This window comes from Hyunsoonleella jejuensis (assembly GCF_900111025.1).
Taxonomy (GTDB): Bacteria; Bacteroidota; Bacteroidia; order Flavobacteriales; family Flavobacteriaceae; genus Jejuia; species Jejuia jejuensis.
Genome location: NZ_FOFN01000004.1, coordinates 91,934 through 110,304 on the forward strand (window position 1 = coordinate 91,934; position 18,371 = coordinate 110,304).

An 18,371-nucleotide genomic window follows, 5' to 3' on the forward strand; every position below is an offset into this window, starting at 1 on the left:
AAACAAATGAAAAGATTAATTACCATTATATGCGTTGTGTTCATCGGCTTATCCGGATTTTCTCAAAATAAAGGCAAAACTTTATTAAATGAGGTTTCAGAAAAAGTGAAGAACTACGATAATATTTTTATCGATTTTAAGTACATTCTTGAAAATACTGCCGAAAACATCAAACAGGAAACCCGTGGCGATGTTGTACTGGAAGGTGAAAAGTATAAATTAAACATACTAGGTATTACACGTCTTTATGATGGTAAAACACTTTATACCATTAGTCCGGAAGATGAGGAAGTAACCATTAGTACTCAAGCAGAAGATGAAGCAGATGCGATAACGCCAAGTAAAATGCTATCTTTTTATGAGGATGGTTATACCTACGCCATGGATATTGTTCAAAACATACAAGGTAGAAAAATACAATATGTGAAATTAACACCCATAGACTCCAATTCCGAAATAGAATATATCCTATTAGGTGTCGATGCTACTACGAAACACATCTACAATTTAATTCAAATTGGTAAAAACGGAACTAAAACGACCTTAATCGTTAATTCTTTCAGAACTAACGAACCGTTGTCAAAAACCTTATTTACCTTTGAAGAAGATAAATATCAAGATTATTACATCAATAAAATTGATTAGGTAGTCGCCTTCTTGTGAAAATACTAGACCGTTACATACTTACCACCTACCTGAGAACCTTTTTAAGTGTTTTTACTATTTTACTACTCATTTTTGTACTGCAAATGATATGGCTGTACATTAAAGAGTTAGCAGGAAAAGACTTGGATTTAAATACCATAATGAAATTTATTATTTACGGACTTCCAAAGCTTATTCCGCTAGTATTGCCGCTTACCATTTTGTTAACCTCGATTATGGTATTTGGTAATTTTGCCGAAAACTATGAGTTTGCCGCCATGAAATCTACGGGCATCTCATTACAACGTGCTATGGCAAGTTTAAGTGTTTTCATCGTAGCTTTAGGATTTGTAACCTTCTGGTTTTCTAATAATGTTATCCCTTGGGGCGAATATAACTTCTTTAACCTAAGAAAAAATTTAGCCAAAGTGAAGCCCTCTATGGCGATTGCCGAAGGGCAATTTAATGAGATTGAATCTACACCCTACAATATAAAAGTTGCTAAAAAAACCGGTGATAAAGGTCAGTATTTAGAAGGAGTCGTTATCCACAAGAAATCTGCAGATAACAGAAGAAATGCTACAACGATAACCGCTAAAACTGGAGAACTCGTTAGTAGCGAAAAATCTGATGTTTTAAAATTAGTGCTCTATGATGGTAATTTTTACGAAGATGTATACCCTAAAAAAATAAAGGATCGCAAAAAATATCCTTTTGCTAAAAGTAGTTTTGAAACATACACCATGAATATAGATTTGTCTAACCTCAACACCGTTGATATAGATGACAAATCCTATTCCAATAAGTACAACATGTTGAATGTTTCAGAACTCGACTATACCATAGACTCACTTACTATTCAACACGATAAAAATATTGAAGAGTTTGGTAAAGTGATGTTTCAACGCTCAAGTTTTGGCAAGGTTATTACTCCAATAGAAAATATTGATGTAAAAAAAGATGTTGACATAGATGAAGATGAAGCAGAAGTTGAAAAAGCTATAAGCGTAAAACAGCGCCCAATTCCATTAGACTCTGTATATGCTGGCGAACTACAAGATTTATTCAAAACTCAAAAGAATTCTCAATTTGTAAATAATGCCATTAGTGCCGTAAATAGTATTGATCAACTTATAAAAAATAAAAAAACATCCTTAGATCCTAAGAAGAAATGGTACAGCAGGCACATTATTTCTTTTCATGAAAAGTTAGCCTTACCCTTTGCCTGTATCATATTATTTTTTGTTGGAGCACCTTTAGGAGCTTTAATAAGAAAAGGAGGTATTGGCCTACCAATGGTTATAGCCATTTTACTTTTTTTAACCTATCATTTTATTGGGATTTTTGCCATGAACAGTGCAAAAAATGGTAGCTTTAATCCAATTTTAGCAAGCTGGTTTTCTACTTTAATTATGCTGCCTTTGGGTATATTTTTAACTAAAAAAGCTACTGCTGATAGAGGACTGTTTGAAACAGAAGGCGTTTTAGAACCACTTAAAAAGCTCTTAGGAATTAAGAAAAAAGACATTGAGATAGACACCTCGGTTTTTGAAGATGACACAGATGAATACGCTACTTTAAGCTCGTATGATGATAACGAACTTATAAAGGTTATTAAAAATTACCGACAATATAATTACTCTAGAACCCACAGAAATACTGCAGTTGCTATTTTAAATTCTAGAGGCATTACCAATCAACAACTAAAGTTTAGTGGAAATTTCGATAATCAGAAATTTGTAGAAGGCATCAGGCTAAAGTATAAGTTTGACGAAGACTCTAAACTAGCATTTATACTTTATGTAATTGCCATTCCGCTTATGCTTGTTGGAAAAATTTTAGAAAACAATAAATTTTCTGTCTTAGGACTATCCTTGTTTATAATCGGAGTTATAATTGGCATCGTATATTTATTTGCGCTTATTAAATCATTTATAAGCAGTTCTAACCTCAATAAGCATTTGGGTAAGGAATCGGGGACTAATGCCATACTTTTTTTATTATTTGGCTTACCCCTATATTTTATATTTTACCTCTATCAAAAGAGAGCAACGCGTGAAGCACTGTACTTGAATCCTAAAAAGACATTTAGAAAAACGTCTGAAATTGATGTTCCAGAACCAAAGCATATCAACATAGCCGAAATATCTTCAACATTGAAGGATTATAAAGCGCATTCATTGTTTAGCATTATACTTTATAGTTTGGGGGTAGTTTTGTTAGTCCTATTCTTTGTATTTAAAAACAACAAACTACCGTCTTTACAATCAGCTTCTATCGAATTAAGTCTAATCGCTTTGGCGTTATTTATCATATATTATGTTAAATCTATCTTAAACCTGTACAAGATTTACAAAACTGATGCCTTATCAAACGAAAAACCAAAGGTTTTTCTTTTAATGTTTGGGCTTCCGTTTTATGTGATAACCCACTTTATACTACAGCAAAAAATTAAAAACGATATAGAATAATTCATTTTATAGAGTTTAAAATAAGCAATATCTTTGCAAAATGATATTTGAAGATTCCATGACTACAGAAAACACCACACAATTTCAATTAAATTCTATTCATGATGCTATAGAAGATATAAGAAACGGCAAGGTTATTATTGTTGTAGATGACCAAAACCGTGAAAATGAAGGTGATTTTGTAGCTGCAGCAGAAAAAGTTACACCACAAATGATAAACTTTATGGCTACTCATGGTCGTGGTCTTATTTGTGCGCCACTAACCGAAAACCGCTGTAAGGATTTGGAGTTACATATGATGGTACACAACAATACCGATCCTATGGAAACGGCTTTCACAGTGTCGGTAGACTTGCGTGGAAATGGTGTTACTACAGGAATTTCTGCAGTAGACAGAGCGAAAACAGTTAAAGCGCTAATTGATGATACCACAAAACCGTTTGAGCTGGCCAGACCAGGGCATATTTTTCCATTAGTAGCCAAAGAAGGTGGTGTACTTAGAAGAACAGGGCACACCGAAGCTGCTATAGATTTTGCTAGATTAGCCGGTTTAGAACCTGCTGGCGTTATTGTTGAGATAATGAACGAAGATGGCACCATGGCGCGCTTACCGCAACTTATTAAAGTTGCAAAAAAATTCGATCTTAAAATAGTTTCTATTGAAGACCTAGTGGCCTACAGAATGCAACACGATTCTTTAATTGAAAAAAAGGAAGACTTCGAAATACATACACGTTTTGGTGATTTTAGATTACGCGCCTACAAACAAACCACCAATAATCAAATACATATAGCCTTAACTAAAGGGCAATGGAAAAATGATGAATCTGTTTTAACACGCATTAACTCTACTTTAATTAATAATGATGTACTTGGTACGCTGACCAACAATAGTGATGAACAGCTTAATGCAATGTTTAAAACAGTGAATGATTTTGGTAAAGGCGCCATCATTTTTATTAATCAGGAAATACAGGCTACGAATATTTTAAATAGGTTATCATTTTTAAAAGAACATCAAGAGCCAAACAAAGTGCTAAAAGCACCAAGAATTAATATGGATACCAGAGATTTTGGTATTGGCGCCCAAATTCTACATGACTTAAACATTCATAAGTTAAGACTGATTTCTAACAGTGAAAAAACAAAACGTGTTGGCATGATTGGTTATGGGTTAGAGATTGTAGAGTATGTGAATTATTAAAAAAAGAGGAGTGCTTTGCTAATTAACAACTCCCCTTTTGTTACAATTGATGTTTCTTTATGATTTCTGAATGACTATTCTTCTAGTTGCCGTGTTATTATCATTAAATACCTTCAGTAAATACACTCCTGATTTTAGGTTTTCAATATTCAATTGATGCGTTTTTGAGACTTCTAAAACTTTATGCCCCAAAACATTGAATAATTGTATGTTTTCAATTGAAAATTTTGATGAGATATTTATTACATCTTTTGCAGGGTTTGGGTAAACTTTAAAGTTTGTTTTATTGAAATAATCTGTACTTAAACTAAAAGGTGCAGCAACAGAAAATGTTTTCTCTTCCTTATAGTAGAAATTCCATCCTGGATTCGGCGAATTCCAGGATTCGAAAGTATATACTGTTTTATTGCCATTACTATCATAAGTACTAGAATCTCTATCTTCATTAACCCATGAAGAACCATTCCATACCTGTGTAAGCAATTGAGTTTCTAGTCCATTGGAATCATAAGTAAAAAATGTTATGTCTGAATTTTCCCATATACTACCATTATATTCTTCGGATAGTGTCTCAATAATTCTATTATTTCCAACGTCATATGTTGCAGTAATTCTTTCAGATTGACTCCAAGCATTGGCAACCCAGTCGTAAAATAAAACGCTCATGGGCTTTCCTGGTGCCATATACGTATAAACTGCTTGTTCTACATTATCCCATTGGTTTGTACTGGTATTCCATTGTTGATTGGTTTGTTTTCCAACATCAGAACCCGAATAATCTTCATATAGATTTCTAAAACTATTTATATAGGACATTGAAATAAAGTTGTATATTTTATAAACTTCATCTATCAAATTGCCCGAAGCGTCATAAGTGTATTCGTCTAAGCTATTCTCCACCCATTCGTTGGAAACGCTATTCCAAAATTGCAGTTCGTCAGATATAATATTATTATTTGCGTCATACACTTTTATGTTTTGGTAAGCCAGTTCCATACCTGGCATGCTATAACCCGTTATTTTAGTTTCCTTATTACCGTTATTGGCAAATTCGAATTCTTCCAATAGTTCTAATTCCCAATCGTTTGCCGCAGTATCCCAAGTAAAAATACTTTTTGTATCGGTTTTATACGTTTGTGAAAAAGTAAAAAATGAGTTTAAAATGAAAAGTAAAAAAATTGAGTAGTGTAAAAATTGTTTCATAATTAATAGCTTTATAATGGATTAATATTAATACATCGTAATGAACCTAAATTATCATCATTTAAAGTTCAATTAAAAATTTCCTGCGAATACTATCAAGAAATTATTATGGGGGTGCTATTAATTAAAACAAACAGGTTGCGAAGCTCAATAAATCATAAAACTTCTTTTTTAAAAGACTTCAGACTCACTAAGTTAATATTTTATAAGAAGTTTTAAAAACAATTCTGTAAATTTTAAAAAAAATAAAAAGTCAACGTGGTCACAATAAACATACTAATACTCAATTTTTTATAAATTTTTTAATCTCAATTTTTTGATTTGAGTAGACATGTAGAAAATATAAACCTGAGTTTAAATTCGTTATGTCTAATTGTTTATTCGGAGAAGATTTACGAAATATCATAGCACCTAAAATTGAGTAGACTTCAATTTTATCAATCTTTTTTTTGTTTTTATACTTAGATTAATTTTGTGTAGTTGTAACGCATAGCTTTCATCTATATTTTAAAGCTATCATTTACACTTTAAAAACTAGAATATTACACCACTACAAAAACCATACAAACTTAATAGGATAAAGAAATTAAGATACAACCTTCTTAATGACCTTACACATTGTGTTGGCCCTTGCTTGTGCTTCATCTTCCGTCCAAGATAATTTTATCAGGCACGATATATTTCTTCCAATAAAAAAATCAGACTTTGAGAAATCTTGGTATTTTAATTTGGATAAGCCTGTTTTTACATCTTCAGAAATTGGATACAGTGATTTTAAATCTTTTAAATGATCCCATCTTCTAATGTAATGCCAGTTGTTATTGTAGTAATTCCAACAAGCGTCAACTCCATTATCCTTAAAACCTTGAGATACTTTTGTTGCTGTTTCTAAATCTGGTAAAAAGAAATTTAAAAAAGAGCAACTTTCTTCACCACCCTCAGGTACAGTTCTAAACGTAACTTCTGGGATTTCGGACAGTGCATCTCTTAATATTTTAAAATTACGTTTTTGAATGCTTAAAAACTGGGGTAAGCGCTTAGCTTGTGCTAAACCTACAGCCGCATGTAATTCTGAAATTCTAAAATTATAGCCCAAAAATGGATGCGTTTCTGCTCCCCTATCGTTACCTACATGATCGTGACCATGATCACTATAATGGTCTGCATTTATATAGTATTGTTCATTATTGGTTATTACTGCTCCTCCTTCGCCACAGGTTATGGTTTTTACAAAATCGAATGAAAAACAGCCCAAATCTGCAATACTTCCAAGGGGCTTTCCTTTGTAAGTACCTCCAATGGCTTGACATGCATCCTCTAAAACTATTAAATTATGTTTATTCGCAACCTGCTGAATAGCGTCCATATTTGCCATACTACCGCACATTTGCACTACCATGATAGCTTTAGTTTTTGGCGTAATGGCGTTTTCTATGGCTTTTGCATTTAACCCCAATGTATCATCTATATCTGCTAACACAGGAATTGCCCCAAGCATCATAATAGCCTCAAAACTTGCTACGAATGTGAATGTAGGCATAATTACTTCATCTCCTGCACCAACGCCAGCTGAAGCCAATGCTACCGATACTGCGGCGGTACCGCTAGACACTAATTGTACGTGTTTTGTTTGAAAGGTGTTTTGCAGTTCTTTTTCTAGTTCTTTTGCTTTCCAATGGCCTTTGCGCATACCATCAAATCCGTAGCGCATAATAACCCCATTGTCTAACACGTCGTTTACTTCTTTTCTTTCTAAATCTCCAAATAATTCAAATCCTGGCATTTATTTAATGTTTTTATCCTAACCCGCGTTAGGGATTGTAACGGCAGCTTTTGGTCCCGCCAGGGCGGGAAACCAAAACTATTAGTGTAAAGCCCGACCCAACTGCACTGAGCTTGTCGAAGTGTTGTGGGTAACGCACAAATAATTTATAATTCTATTACTGCTTCGTTTATTGGTTTTCTTACTTTTTTAAATTCTGAAAACATATCGTCTTCCGCTCTATAGCCTACTGGGAGTAATAGTACCGATTTTAAACCTTTAGCTTCCAATTCTAAAATCTCATCGTATTTTGAAGGTACAAAACCTTCCATGGGGCAAGCGTCTATTTTCTCCAATGCACAAACCGTCATGAGGTTGCCCAAGGCAATGTAGGCTTGTTTCGTGGACCATTGTTGACGTTCTTCTTTAGACATTTTTGACACCATAGCCATTAAGCCTTCCCGATAGGGTTTTAAAATGGTTTCAGGGGTATCCCTAATGTTTTTTATATTGTCGTAATATGTATTTATGTCGTTATCAACTATGTTTTCTTGAATGCAAATTACTAATAAATGTGAAGCTTCTGCCACTTGTTTTTGATTATAGCTATGTGCCACCAGTTTGGCTCTAATCGATTTATCTTTAACAACGAGCATTTTTATAGTTTGTAAACCATAGGATGTTGCAGTAAGGTTAAATGCCTGTTTTAAAATGTTTAGCTTTTCTAGCGATAGTATTTTAGAGTTATCAAACTTCTTAGTGGCATAGCGCCATTGTAATTGTTTTATTGTATTAGACATTATAGCTTATTTTTGAACAAAAATACGGTTTGAAATTGTCTTTTTATTGAAATGCGATATAAAATAAAGCTATGCAGAAATGGCATAAATTTATTTTAAAAAGTTGGCCATTTATTTGAAAGAATTAAAAAAGGGTTCTATATTTGCACGCGCATTCAAGCAAATAGCTTGATAAGGCACTCTAGGAGAAATGGCAGAGTGGTCGAATGCGGCAGTCTTGAAAACTGTTGAGGGTCACACCTCCGGGGGTTCGAATCCCTCTTTCTCCGCAAAAGCCTTGCATTTTATGTGAGGCTTCTTTTTTTTAAATCAGTTTTCCGTAATACCCCCCTTCTAAAGAAAAGAATGATGCTATGTTAAATATTGGGGATTAATACAAAAATGTGAAATGTAAAAGTGTTGCAGACTCAGAAACAAGCAGAATTCTTGTAAGACACATCTTAAATGGATAAAGTTTGAATCAGAAAATGTAAAATTTTGTAAAAAGTGTCCTGAAGACCAAAGTAGGTATAAAATGTAAACACTAAATGAGTGAATTAAAAAATAGTCTTGAATGGAGTAATGAAATATTAGATTATTTAGTCCATAAACGGTTGGACAAACCTAATCTTAAGTTCTGGCTCAGGCAAAGAGATACCAATAATCGATTTGGAGAGGGTTATTGGTTTCAAGGTACAGATGATTATATAGCTGTCGGTTTCGTGAATGCTAATGCTGGAAATCAGTCAACTAGGTCTGTTTCATTTGTAGTAACCTTTGATGAAAATGGACTTCCTAATTCAAAAATAGAAGTCATTTTTAAACAAGAGGAGAATGAGAGATTAATATCTTTTTACCGAAAGTTAGTTGAAACCTTATCAGGTTTTGAACAGAAGAGCGACATTCATTACGAGAAACAGTACTCATCCAATGATTTATTTCAATGTTTAGATGAATTCCTAACAAGGGATAAACCTATAATGGACAATTTGATAGTAGAAATGAATCTTCAATCAATTTTAGAAATCCCAGAGAAGAAGTTCGAAAGAACACTTAAGAAGACATTAAAAATACAAGCAGAGTTAATGGCCACTGACAAGCTTAGTATCATCCTTGCGAATATAACGTGGAATAGCAAAGATTGGAAAGAGGTAAGTGAAGACATGAGTGGTCATGCATGGGTTGGTGGTGATAACATACCTCACGAAAGTTGGAATTTTGATTATGATAACCCCAGAAATGAAGGGGATAATTTATACGGCTTTGTAAAGTTTACTAATGCACCAAAAGTTACTGGAAACAACAACCTCATCATATTTTATTCTCAAGGTAAAATAGTTGGCTTTTATGGCAAAACAGAGGTTCTGAAAGATTGGGTAAACATAAATGAAAGAGAATCTTATAACCTCATTGCAGATAAAAATTTAAGTGTCGTACTTCCAAACAAAATAGACAACATAAAAGACAAAGGCTATTTAGAAGGCTTGAGTCGTGTAGGTCAAATAGGGTTTAGCTATCTCAAAAAACCTGAAACTGCGATTAGTATTCTGGATGAAGCCATTGAGTTAAACCCAGAATCGAGTGATGCCTTAAATAATATTAGAAAATGGATTATGGAATATGATTCTATGAAAGACAAATTCCATAAATGGTTAATAGAAAATGGTGTTGAAAGTGGAAAAGCATCTGCTTATATAAGAGCTATTGACATCTTAATTAATAATTTTAATATTAATATTTACACCGAGAATGATTTAAAAGCCCTAGAAGACCTTTACATAGATTTAAAACTACATCAAACAGAAAAAAATGGTAAATATTATTTTGCCAAAGCCAAATCTTATGGAGAGGGACGCTTTTATTCAGCTGCTATAAGAGCATATATGGATTTTTTAAAAGGTAATACAACTAAAGAAAGTGATATAATAACAACATTAGATATGGATAAAGAAATAGATTTAAATCAAATATTTTTTGGACCACCAGGCACAGGGAAAACATATCACACCATAAATGAAGCCATTAAAATTGTAGACCCAGAATTCTATAAGCTCAATCATGACAACAGGGATAACTTAAAAGAACGTTTTAAGCTATTATTATTAAATAACGATAATGAGGATTTAGGGCAAATTGGCTTTACCACATTTCACCAATCCTTCAGTTATGAAGATTTTATTGAAGGGATTAAACCCATCGAACCTAAAGAAGATGATACACACCTAAAATATGATATTCAAGAAGGCATATTTAAAAGGGTTTGTAGACTTGCCAGTGATAGTTTAGAAGGAGTTTCAATTCATTCAGAATCTTTAATTTCTTTATCTCAAGAGGAGTATGATAAAGCTCATTTCTATAAAATGTCTCTAGGCAACACACAAGATGAAGCCGATAACGAAGTTTATGACTATTGTATTGAAAATAATGTGATAACAATTGGTTATGGAAATGGACTGGATTTTACGGGTAAAAATGAAAAAGAATTAAGAGCTTTTGGTGAAGAAAATGACCTAGACTCTTATCCTGTTACTGCTATGAATTTGTTTTCTAATTATTTAAAGGTAGATGACTATGTAGTTATATCTTATGGAAATCTTTATGTTCGGGCAATAGCTAAAGTTACGGGTGAGTATGAGTACAAAGAGGAGTCCCCATTCCCAAATAATTCAGACTGGAAACATTTTAGAAAAGTTGAGTGGATATTTGAAAATAAAAAGATTGGGGTTAAGGAGATTTACAATAAAAATTTACAACAGCAGACAATTTATAAACTTGAAAAAAAGGAAATAAAGCCAGAATTTTTTGTAAAAGAAAAAAAAGCTAACCCACTTAATCTCCCCAAAAACCCAAAGAATTTTGTAATAATTATTGATGAAATAAATAGAGGAAACGTCTCATCTATTTTTGGAGAATTAATTACGCTTATTGAAAAAGATAAGCGTGCAAATAAAGATGAAGAGTTAAGTGTTACGCTTCCGTACTCAAAAAAGGAGTTTAAGGTACCTCACAACGTTTATATCATTGGAACCATGAATACAGCTGACAGGAGCATTGAAGCGTTAGACACAGCCTTAAGAAGACGATTTTCTTTCAGAGAAATGCCCCCAAGTCCTAAATTAATTTTAACAGAAGGAAAATTAAAAAATACAGAAGGAATGATTGGTGATATCAATGTTGTTAAAATTCTAGATACTATAAATGATAGAATAGAAAAACTAATAGATAAGGACCACAAAATTGGTCATTCATATTTCTTAAATATCGAAACCGAAGATGAGTTAAAAGACACCTTTAATGACAAAGTGATTCCGCTTTTAGAGGAATATTTCTTCGGTGATTTCGGGAAGATAAGTTTAGTACTAGGAAGTAGCTTCATAACAAAAGGAACTAAAGCTGGGGTGACTTTTGCTAAATCAAATGAGTATGACCCTTCAATTGCTAATGATTTACTGGAGCGTTCTGTTTATGAAGTGACCAGTAAAGACGATTGGAATTTTAAAGCTATTTACGAATAATTAATATGTCTAGAGTCATTCAAGTCTTTGAGTTCGAAAAGCTAACCCTTCACAAGGATTGGAGAGGACGCTATTTAGAAGAACGAGAACTTGACAAACTTTATGAGTTTAATGACAAAAACAACAATGTATATTTTACAGGCATCAGGGATGGGATTAAGGTTAAAAACTATGTCGGGGTTATTCAGATTGGTGGGTTAACTATTGAAATTCTTCCAAAAACAGATAAGAATATTGCGGAGGATTCAGAGTTTAGTGCATGGCATGGTGCTTTACTTAATATGCTCAAAATTTGTAACCACATAAATGTTAATTCAGTTTCAGAAGCGAATCTGAAAAGAAAGCATAATTCACTACTGGACCTTTATTTTGAAATGTATTTAGATGAAGTTCAAAGTTTACTTAGAGCAGGATTAGTTAAGCAATACAGAAGAGACGCTTCAAATGTACTAGCTTTAAAAGGGCGATTAGATTTCAATAAAAATATACAGCAAAATCTTATCCATCAAGAACGGTTCTATACAGAACACCAAGTCTATGACTTTGAGAACTTGGTGAATCAAATTCTATTAAAGGGATTAACCATTTTAAGTACATTAACTTATAACTCTCAACTAAAAGATAGAATATCAAGGTTGAGAGTAAACTTTCCAGAAATAAAAGAAATTCCAATTCAGAAGTATCATTTCGATAAAGTTAATGAGAATAGAAAGACTGTTGGATATACCAGAGCATTGCAAATCGCAAAAATGATAATTCTAAACTATTCACCAGATATTAGGTCTGGTCAAGAAAACATGTTAACCCTATTGTTTGACATGAATAAGTTATGGGAAGAGTATGTGTACAGAATGTTATTGAGGGCTAAAGAAGATAATCTTAACGTCAGTTTTCAAAACAAACAAGTATTCTGGGAAGGAAGAACGATTAGACCTGATTTAGTTTTGACTCGAAATAAGGATGAGGAAAATGAAGAAACCTTTATTATTGATACAAAATGGAAAATTTTAGATGTAACTAATCCAAAACCAAGTGATAATGATTTAAAGCAGATGTATGCTTATAACTTATATTGGGATGCTAAACGCAGTATGCTACTTTATCCTAATTCATCTCAAACTAATGAAAAGTTTGGTTCCTTTTGGAAAGGAAGAGTAGAACCTAAGCTTAACCAATGTAAAGTAGGCTTTATAGATGTTTTGGACGAGAGCAATTATCTGAATTTAGATATTGGTGCCGAGATTTTGAGTAAGTTAAATTGATTATGTTCGGATGAAAAAATACATGCTTTCTAAATCAACATTCATTAGAGGTTTACAATGTGAAAAATCATTGTATCTCTATAAAATCATTATAGTTTAAAGGATGCGGTTTCCCCTCAATTACAAGCGGTTTTTAATCAGGGCAATAAGGTTGGGTTACTAGCCCAAGATTTATTTCCTAATGGTGTGGATGCTTCACCAGATAATCATTTTAAAATTCAGGAATCAGTTTATGAAACAAAAGAATTTATTGAGCAAGGAGAAACAATTATTTATGAAGCTACGTTTCAGTTTAATGGTGTGATTGGCGCTTTAGATATTCTTGTTAAAAAAGCTTATTGCATTTTCTCAAATAATAATCTTGGTAAAACAATCTTATATTCCTTATTTTCATTCCTATTATACCAATAAATAATATATTCTGCTGAAGCACTTTTTATTTCGTAACCTTTCCTTAACATTGGCTCATATTGTTCAGTCACAAACTTTTTAGAAAACAGCAATAAGTTTCCTTTTGAGTTCACTCGTAAACCTGGAGCTTCATTATCTGCAAATACCTTTATATCTTTTTCAAGTTTATCGCCTGTTCTAATTGTTGTCAATATTGATAATGGTTGAGGAAAATTAAAAGAATTTAAACTTACATCTTTATGGCTTAGTATCATTTCATACTCCAATGGCTCGGTCAATTCACCTTCATATACACTCCTAGAAATATTTTTAGAATCAATTTTATCATAAAAACCCACATTGGTATGAATATGCAAAGTTTTTTTAGCTCTAGTACTGGCAACATACAACAACCTTCTAGATTCATTTGCAGTATAATCATAGTTTTCAACCAACATCAGTACATGGTCATACTCTTTACCTTTAGCTTTATGCATGGTTGACACCACGATAATTTCTGAATTGGGTTTTATGGCATCTTCCATATTAATTTCTCTACAGAACTCTCTCCAATCTACTAATAGCTTTTTGTCTGGATTTGAAAAGTCAAACTTTCTAAACAACTCTATGCAAGTCTCATAGTGGATAGATTCCTTAAAACCTTCTCTAAACCACTCTATAGCCATTTCCCAAGTAGCCTCTAGAATTATCCCTGATTCTCCAACTTCTTCCCTTAATTTCTGATCAAAACTTCTCACTTCAAACAAGTCTGAAATTCGAAACCCATCAAAACCCGCCATTAATTTTACCTTATAACCCAATTCCTTTAGTAAAGAGCTAACATGCAAAGCTTGAATATTTGTTCTAGTTAAGATGGCTTTACTTCCTGACAAATGAATACCATCTAAATATTCAACCAAAGGTTTTTCTAAATGCGCTCCTTTATATTTTACAATATTAACACGTCCTTCGCCTCTTTTTCGATTAGCAATTAAACGTTGTGTTTTTAATCTATTTTTCAAATAATCTAAAATATGATTGTTAAATTCCACAATCTCATAATAGCTTCTATAATTTTTTGGAAGTGTGTATAATGTAGCAGAATATTTGCTTCTAAACTTACTCATAAAAGCATTCGAAGACCCTCTAAAACTATAAATGTTTTGATCATCATCTCCAACTGCGATTACTCGTGGTTTGTCCGCTTTTTCTATTATTAAATCTATTAATTCCCATTCCACTTTGTTTATATCTTGAAATTCATCGAACATCAAAATACTCTTATTCTCCAATGATGTAATATCAATTTCTCCTTCTTTAATAGCTTTGATACAATCTTGAATTACATTTTGAGATTTGTAAAGGTCTCCTAATTGACCTAGTAACTGAAAGCAAAAACCATGAAATGTAGTTATTTTAAGGAGCCCCGAATACTCAGGAACGAGTTTCCTAACACGATTTTTAAACTCCAAAGAAGCCGCCTTAGAAAAGGTAAGCATCATAAATTGTTCTGGCTTTATATCTTCTATAAGCAGTAAACTCGCTATTTTGTGAACCAAAACTTTGGTTTTGCCACTTCCTGGACCCGCGTAAACCAAAATATTGTCTGATTTATTATCTTCTATAACTTTGGTTTGATCGGTATCCAAATCGTCAATTATTTCCATAAAACGCTTTGGGGTAATCGACCTTTGTATTTCCTTTTTCTTTCGTGGAAAATATCGCGCTAAAAACTCTTCATAGTCCAAGGTGAAATAGTCATTTACATACGCTAAAGCCGATTCGTAATTTTGCACACATTTCTTCGCATATTCTCCCACAATATGTATTTGTTCTGTTTTATGAAGATAAAATTCATCCATTTTACTATAATTATCCTTAGTAAAAACCCTCCTATTTTTATCTACATCTGAAATATTTAGTTTATTGTAAGATACCATAAAGCCCCCTTCTAAGGTAATAGCCTTTATATCGTTTAAATACAACAAGCATACTTCATATTTTTTAGTATTCTCTTCTACCAAACTACCCATAAACTGGTTAGATTCTTTCAATTCAAGCAATGAGAATGAAACGGGAACCTCTTCTTTTTTACCTATATGGGCTTCATTTTTTATAGCTAAATTCTCTAAGTATTGAAAAGTCAACTGCGATAAATCATGACGCCATTTTAAGTCCTTAACGAGTTCTTCCTTCTTAAAAAATTCTATCTCATAAATGTCTCTTTCTTTATCTTTTCTGCTTTTCTTTATGAATCGTCTCTTATCCCAATAGGTTAGCAATGCTCTGATATACTCAACGCTTGATTCCAAAATTCCGTTATCTAACAACCTTTGATTTAATTCTCTTAATGGAATTAATAGTTTTTTTGACTTAAGGTTTTCTAGTATGCCTTTTTCAATTTTTAAATAGGCATCTAATACCTTTCTTGACCCATTTTTGGATTGTAGCAAACTTAAAAATGCCGTTAAATCTTTTGCATCACCTAAAATACCATGATCTCTTAGTATTCTTATGACATCTTGTATTCTATTGGCATTCAGAAGTGTAATATCTGCTAAATAATCAACTCTCGTTTCTCCATCAGTAATTATCCTTTTTAAAACAATAGCACAATCTTTTTTATCCTGCTCAGAAATCTTGTTGCTACCCCGAAGAATCTCTTGCCCACTACCAAAGTTTTTAACTAATAAGCTATCAGCAAATACTCTGGGTGTATTTAAAGATCTTACCAAAAACCCTTGATCCTCTAAGGCCGAAATAGCTGTTTTAACTTTAGTTTCTAAGTCCATCATTTCAGCATCCCACCCAGATTTTTTGGCAATCTCTAATGCTGATTGACTTACTTTATCTCTATACTTTGCCTGACCTTTTATTGCTCTCCAAATGTCTTTTATCTCCTTATGGTTGAGTTTCGTTTGTTGCAATAAACTAAAATGTTTGTTGAGATCTTCTTCACTGTATAGAATGTAGCATTTTGCACTAATTTTTTCGTCTCTCCCGGCTCTTCCTGCTTCTTGAACATAATTTTCAAGGGAATCTGAAATGTTATAATGGATTACTGTTTTTACATTGTCCTTATCAACCCCCATTCCGAAAGCAGAGGTCGCTACAATAATTTCATGATCCTCATTCATGAAGGCATCCATATTAGACTTCTTGCTGTCCTTGTCCAATTTTCCATGAAAATAAGTAGAATCATAACCTGCTTCATTAATTAAGGTACTAACTTGTTCTACTTGTTTTGTTCGAGAAGCATATATAATGGTAGGTTTTTCACAATCTTCAAGTACCTTCAATAAATAATTCATCTTCCTTTCTGGCTCCTCAACATTAACTACTTCATACGAAAGATTTGTTCTTCCTTTATTGGTAATAAACTCATCCAACTCCAACCCAAGTCGATCTTCAAAATAATACTTAATGTCTTTAATTACTTGAAGTTTTGCCGTAGCTGTAAAACAAGACACTGGTATTTGTGATACATGCTTTTCGCTTTCTATCTTTTTAATAAAGTCTGCAATAAATAAATAATCAACCCTAAAATCTTGTCCCCAGCTTGAAAAACAGTGTGCTTCATCTATAACTATGCGACCTACCGAACGTGTTAGTATCAATCTAAAAATAGAAGGCGACCTTAACGATTCTGGCGATAAATACAATAAATCGGCTCTTCCATCAGATACCATTTCATATGCTTCTTGGCGTTCAAGAGGCGACAACAACCCATTAATCGCTACCGCTTTTGTTATACCAAAACGATCTCTAAGATTATCTACTTGATCTTTCATTAGAGAAATTAAAGGAGAAATTACAATGGTAAGATGCCTAGTTGAAGCTCCTCTCATGAGAGCTGGTAACTGAAAAGTTAACGACTTGCCGCCTCCTGTTGGAAATACAGCTACAAACGATTTTTTATGCAAACCTGCTCTTACAGCCTCTTCCTGCAAACTAACTGTTCTATGCTCTTCAAATTTCCTGAAATTACTGTAATTGAAGTATTCTTGTAGTGCCTTTCTAGGATTCAATTTATTTGAACAATATGGGCAATCTGAATCGCTACATGATTCAAAACGTATTTCATTTAATATTTTTTCCGCTTCTGGATATTCATGTCTAACCCAAGGTGGTAAAACAGCATCTTCATCTCCTAATTTCAATAAAGTAAATACATAAGAAAGCCCAGTTGCGTAATGATTTGCATAATAGTCCAAATCAACAGTTGAACAAATCACATCACCCAATAAAACATCTATGTGAGATTCAACAAATTTGGAATCATCAAACCCAGCTAAATCAAAAAAAGTATTAAAGCTAGGGTTATTTTTCAGCAGACCATAATACACACTTTGTTCTTCCCTGCTTAATTCATTGAATCTGTTTAATTCCTTAATTAAATAATCTTGCGTTAATTTACAGTCGGAAAGTGGATTATTTACTTCCGATACGTTTACAATGCGATAGCCTTTAGTAAGTTTATGGTTGGGCCTTTTTACAAAAAGTATTGGAGACCACAATAAGGTATCTATAAGTTTCTTTCCTGAAAAAATATCGTCTCCCAACTTCTTTTTTAGTTCAGGAATGTCGTGTTTAATAATATTATGACCACATATATATTTAGCTTCCCTAATCCAATTCTCTAACCTATCACTATTTCTTTCGTGTAGTTCTTGTCCTTTAAACGTTGCTCCATAATCAATCTTATTTGTTTTAGGGTTAACTTCAATATCTAAAAACAATATGTGTTTCATTTTATTTTATGTTCTTGACATATTCAGCTTATAGCAAAAAAGAAACTTACTTTATTAACCACTATATTTCTTAATTTACCGCTATTTATTTCGCTATTTAATAAGAGAGAGTTTTGAAACATAAAAATAGGTATATAGCTTGAGAAACAAAATATAAACCTAATTTATTTTAGATATTATCTTACAAATAATCAACTTTGTATTCACCATAATATTCCATGATAAATTTATGAGCTTAAATCAATTTAAAAACGGAAGAAACTGTAAAATATAATCCATCAATATCACTTAGTGCTCTAATAAAAGCGTATTCTATAGGATGATGTGATGTCCTAACTTCAGACTAACCGATTCTACCTTGGTAATACCAAATATCTATTCTAAAGATA

General features: G+C 32.7%; 10 protein-coding genes and 1 tRNA gene. 6 read left to right on the forward strand and 5 right to left on the reverse strand.

From position 1 onward, the window contains the following. Window positions 1–6: 6 nt before the first annotated feature. From BMY39_RS13215 to ribB, 3 genes are read left to right on the forward strand one after another with little or no spacing between them, the layout of a single operon-like run. The gene (locus BMY39_RS13215) at window positions 7–645 is read left to right on the forward strand and encodes an outer membrane lipoprotein periplasmic chaperone LolA1 (protein WP_092580736.1); all 639 of its coding nucleotides are present in this window, start codon (window positions 7–9) and stop codon (window positions 643–645) included. A 14-nt stretch (window positions 646–659) separates the two neighbouring features. Then, window positions 660–3,116, forward strand: a complete 2,457-nt coding sequence (locus BMY39_RS13220) for an LptF/LptG family permease (RefSeq protein ID WP_092580485.1) — start codon at window positions 660–662, stop codon at window positions 3,114–3,116. Between the two features lie 40 nt (window positions 3,117–3,156). Further along, window positions 3,157–4,320: a 3,4-dihydroxy-2-butanone-4-phosphate synthase gene (gene ribB, locus BMY39_RS13225; RefSeq protein WP_394333966.1), complete on the forward strand. Its 1,164-nt coding sequence runs from the start codon at window positions 3,157–3,159 to the stop codon at window positions 4,318–4,320. A gap of 57 nt (window positions 4,321–4,377) precedes the next feature. On the opposite strand, the gene BMY39_RS13230 is transcribed toward ribB, so the two are convergent. The 4 genes from BMY39_RS13230 to BMY39_RS13245 form a co-directional block, all read right to left on the reverse strand. Next, window positions 4,378–5,523, reverse strand: a complete 1,146-nt coding sequence (locus tag BMY39_RS13230) for a T9SS type A sorting domain-containing protein (RefSeq protein ID WP_092580487.1) — start codon at window positions 5,521–5,523, stop codon at window positions 4,378–4,380. 283 nt (window positions 5,524–5,806) lie between these two features. Beyond that, complete coding sequence (locus BMY39_RS15380) at window positions 5,807–5,965, reverse strand: T9SS type A sorting domain-containing protein (RefSeq protein ID WP_092580489.1); 159 nt, start codon at window positions 5,963–5,965, stop codon at window positions 5,807–5,809. A 144-nt stretch (window positions 5,966–6,109) separates the two neighbouring features. Then, on the reverse strand, window positions 6,110–7,306 hold the full coding sequence (locus tag BMY39_RS13240) for a DegT/DnrJ/EryC1/StrS family aminotransferase (protein ID WP_092580491.1): 1,197 nt from the start codon (window positions 7,304–7,306) through the stop codon (window positions 6,110–6,112). A 146-nt stretch (window positions 7,307–7,452) separates the two neighbouring features. Next, the gene (locus BMY39_RS13245) at window positions 7,453–8,085 is read right to left on the reverse strand and encodes an NAD(P)H-dependent oxidoreductase (protein ID WP_092580493.1); all 633 of its coding nucleotides are present in this window, start codon (window positions 8,083–8,085) and stop codon (window positions 7,453–7,455) included. Between the two features lie 184 nt (window positions 8,086–8,269). Here BMY39_RS13245 and BMY39_RS13250 point away from each other — a divergent pair. The 3 genes from BMY39_RS13250 to BMY39_RS13260 all read left to right on the forward strand — a co-directional run bounded on the left by BMY39_RS13250 (window position 8,270) and on the right by BMY39_RS13260 (window position 12,841). Then, window positions 8,270–8,354: transfer RNA gene (locus BMY39_RS13250), tRNA-Ser, on the forward strand. A 258-nt stretch (window positions 8,355–8,612) separates the two neighbouring features. Further along, window positions 8,613–11,579, forward strand: a complete 2,967-nt coding sequence (locus BMY39_RS13255; protein ID WP_092580495.1) for an AAA family ATPase — start codon at window positions 8,613–8,615, stop codon at window positions 11,577–11,579. 5 nt (window positions 11,580–11,584) lie between these two features. Continuing rightward, window positions 11,585–12,841 carry an McrC family protein gene (locus tag BMY39_RS13260; protein ID WP_245738289.1) on the forward strand — a complete coding sequence of 419 codons (1,257 nt, stop codon included), beginning with the start codon at window positions 11,585–11,587 and terminating at the stop codon, window positions 12,839–12,841. Between the two features lie 335 nt (window positions 12,842–13,176). Here BMY39_RS13260 and BMY39_RS13270 read toward each other — a convergent pair whose 3' ends face one another. Further along, the gene (locus BMY39_RS13270; protein WP_092580501.1) at window positions 13,177–17,982 is read right to left on the reverse strand and encodes a RecQ family ATP-dependent DNA helicase; all 4,806 of its coding nucleotides are present in this window, start codon (window positions 17,980–17,982) and stop codon (window positions 13,177–13,179) included. Between the last annotated feature and the right edge of the window lie 389 nt (window positions 17,983–18,371).

What these genes read in the sequence shown, in the direction of transcription:
- BMY39_RS13245 (WP_092580493.1), bottom strand. Translation starts at nt 8,085, where the DNA reads ATGTCTAATACAATAAAACAATTACAATGGCGCTATGCCACTAAGAAG.
- BMY39_RS13260 (WP_245738289.1), top strand. Translation starts at nt 11,585, where the DNA reads ATGTCTAGAGTCATTCAAGTCTTTGAGTTCGAAAAGCTAACCCTTCAC.
- BMY39_RS13215 (WP_092580736.1), top strand. Translation starts at nt 7, where the DNA reads ATGAAAAGATTAATTACCATTATATGCGTTGTGTTCATCGGCTTATCC.
- BMY39_RS13230 (WP_092580487.1), bottom strand. Translation starts at nt 5,523, where the DNA reads ATGAAACAATTTTTACACTACTCAATTTTTTTACTTTTCATTTTAAAC.
- BMY39_RS13270 (WP_092580501.1), bottom strand. Translation starts at nt 17,982, where the DNA reads ATGAAACACATATTGTTTTTAGATATTGAAGTTAACCCTAAAACAAAT.
- BMY39_RS13255 (WP_092580495.1), top strand. Translation starts at nt 8,613, where the DNA reads ATGAGTGAATTAAAAAATAGTCTTGAATGGAGTAATGAAATATTAGAT.
- BMY39_RS13240 (WP_092580491.1), bottom strand. Translation starts at nt 7,306, where the DNA reads ATGCCAGGATTTGAATTATTTGGAGATTTAGAAAGAAAAGAAGTAAAC.
- ribB (WP_394333966.1), top strand. Translation starts at nt 3,157, where the DNA reads ATGATATTTGAAGATTCCATGACTACAGAAAACACCACACAATTTCAA.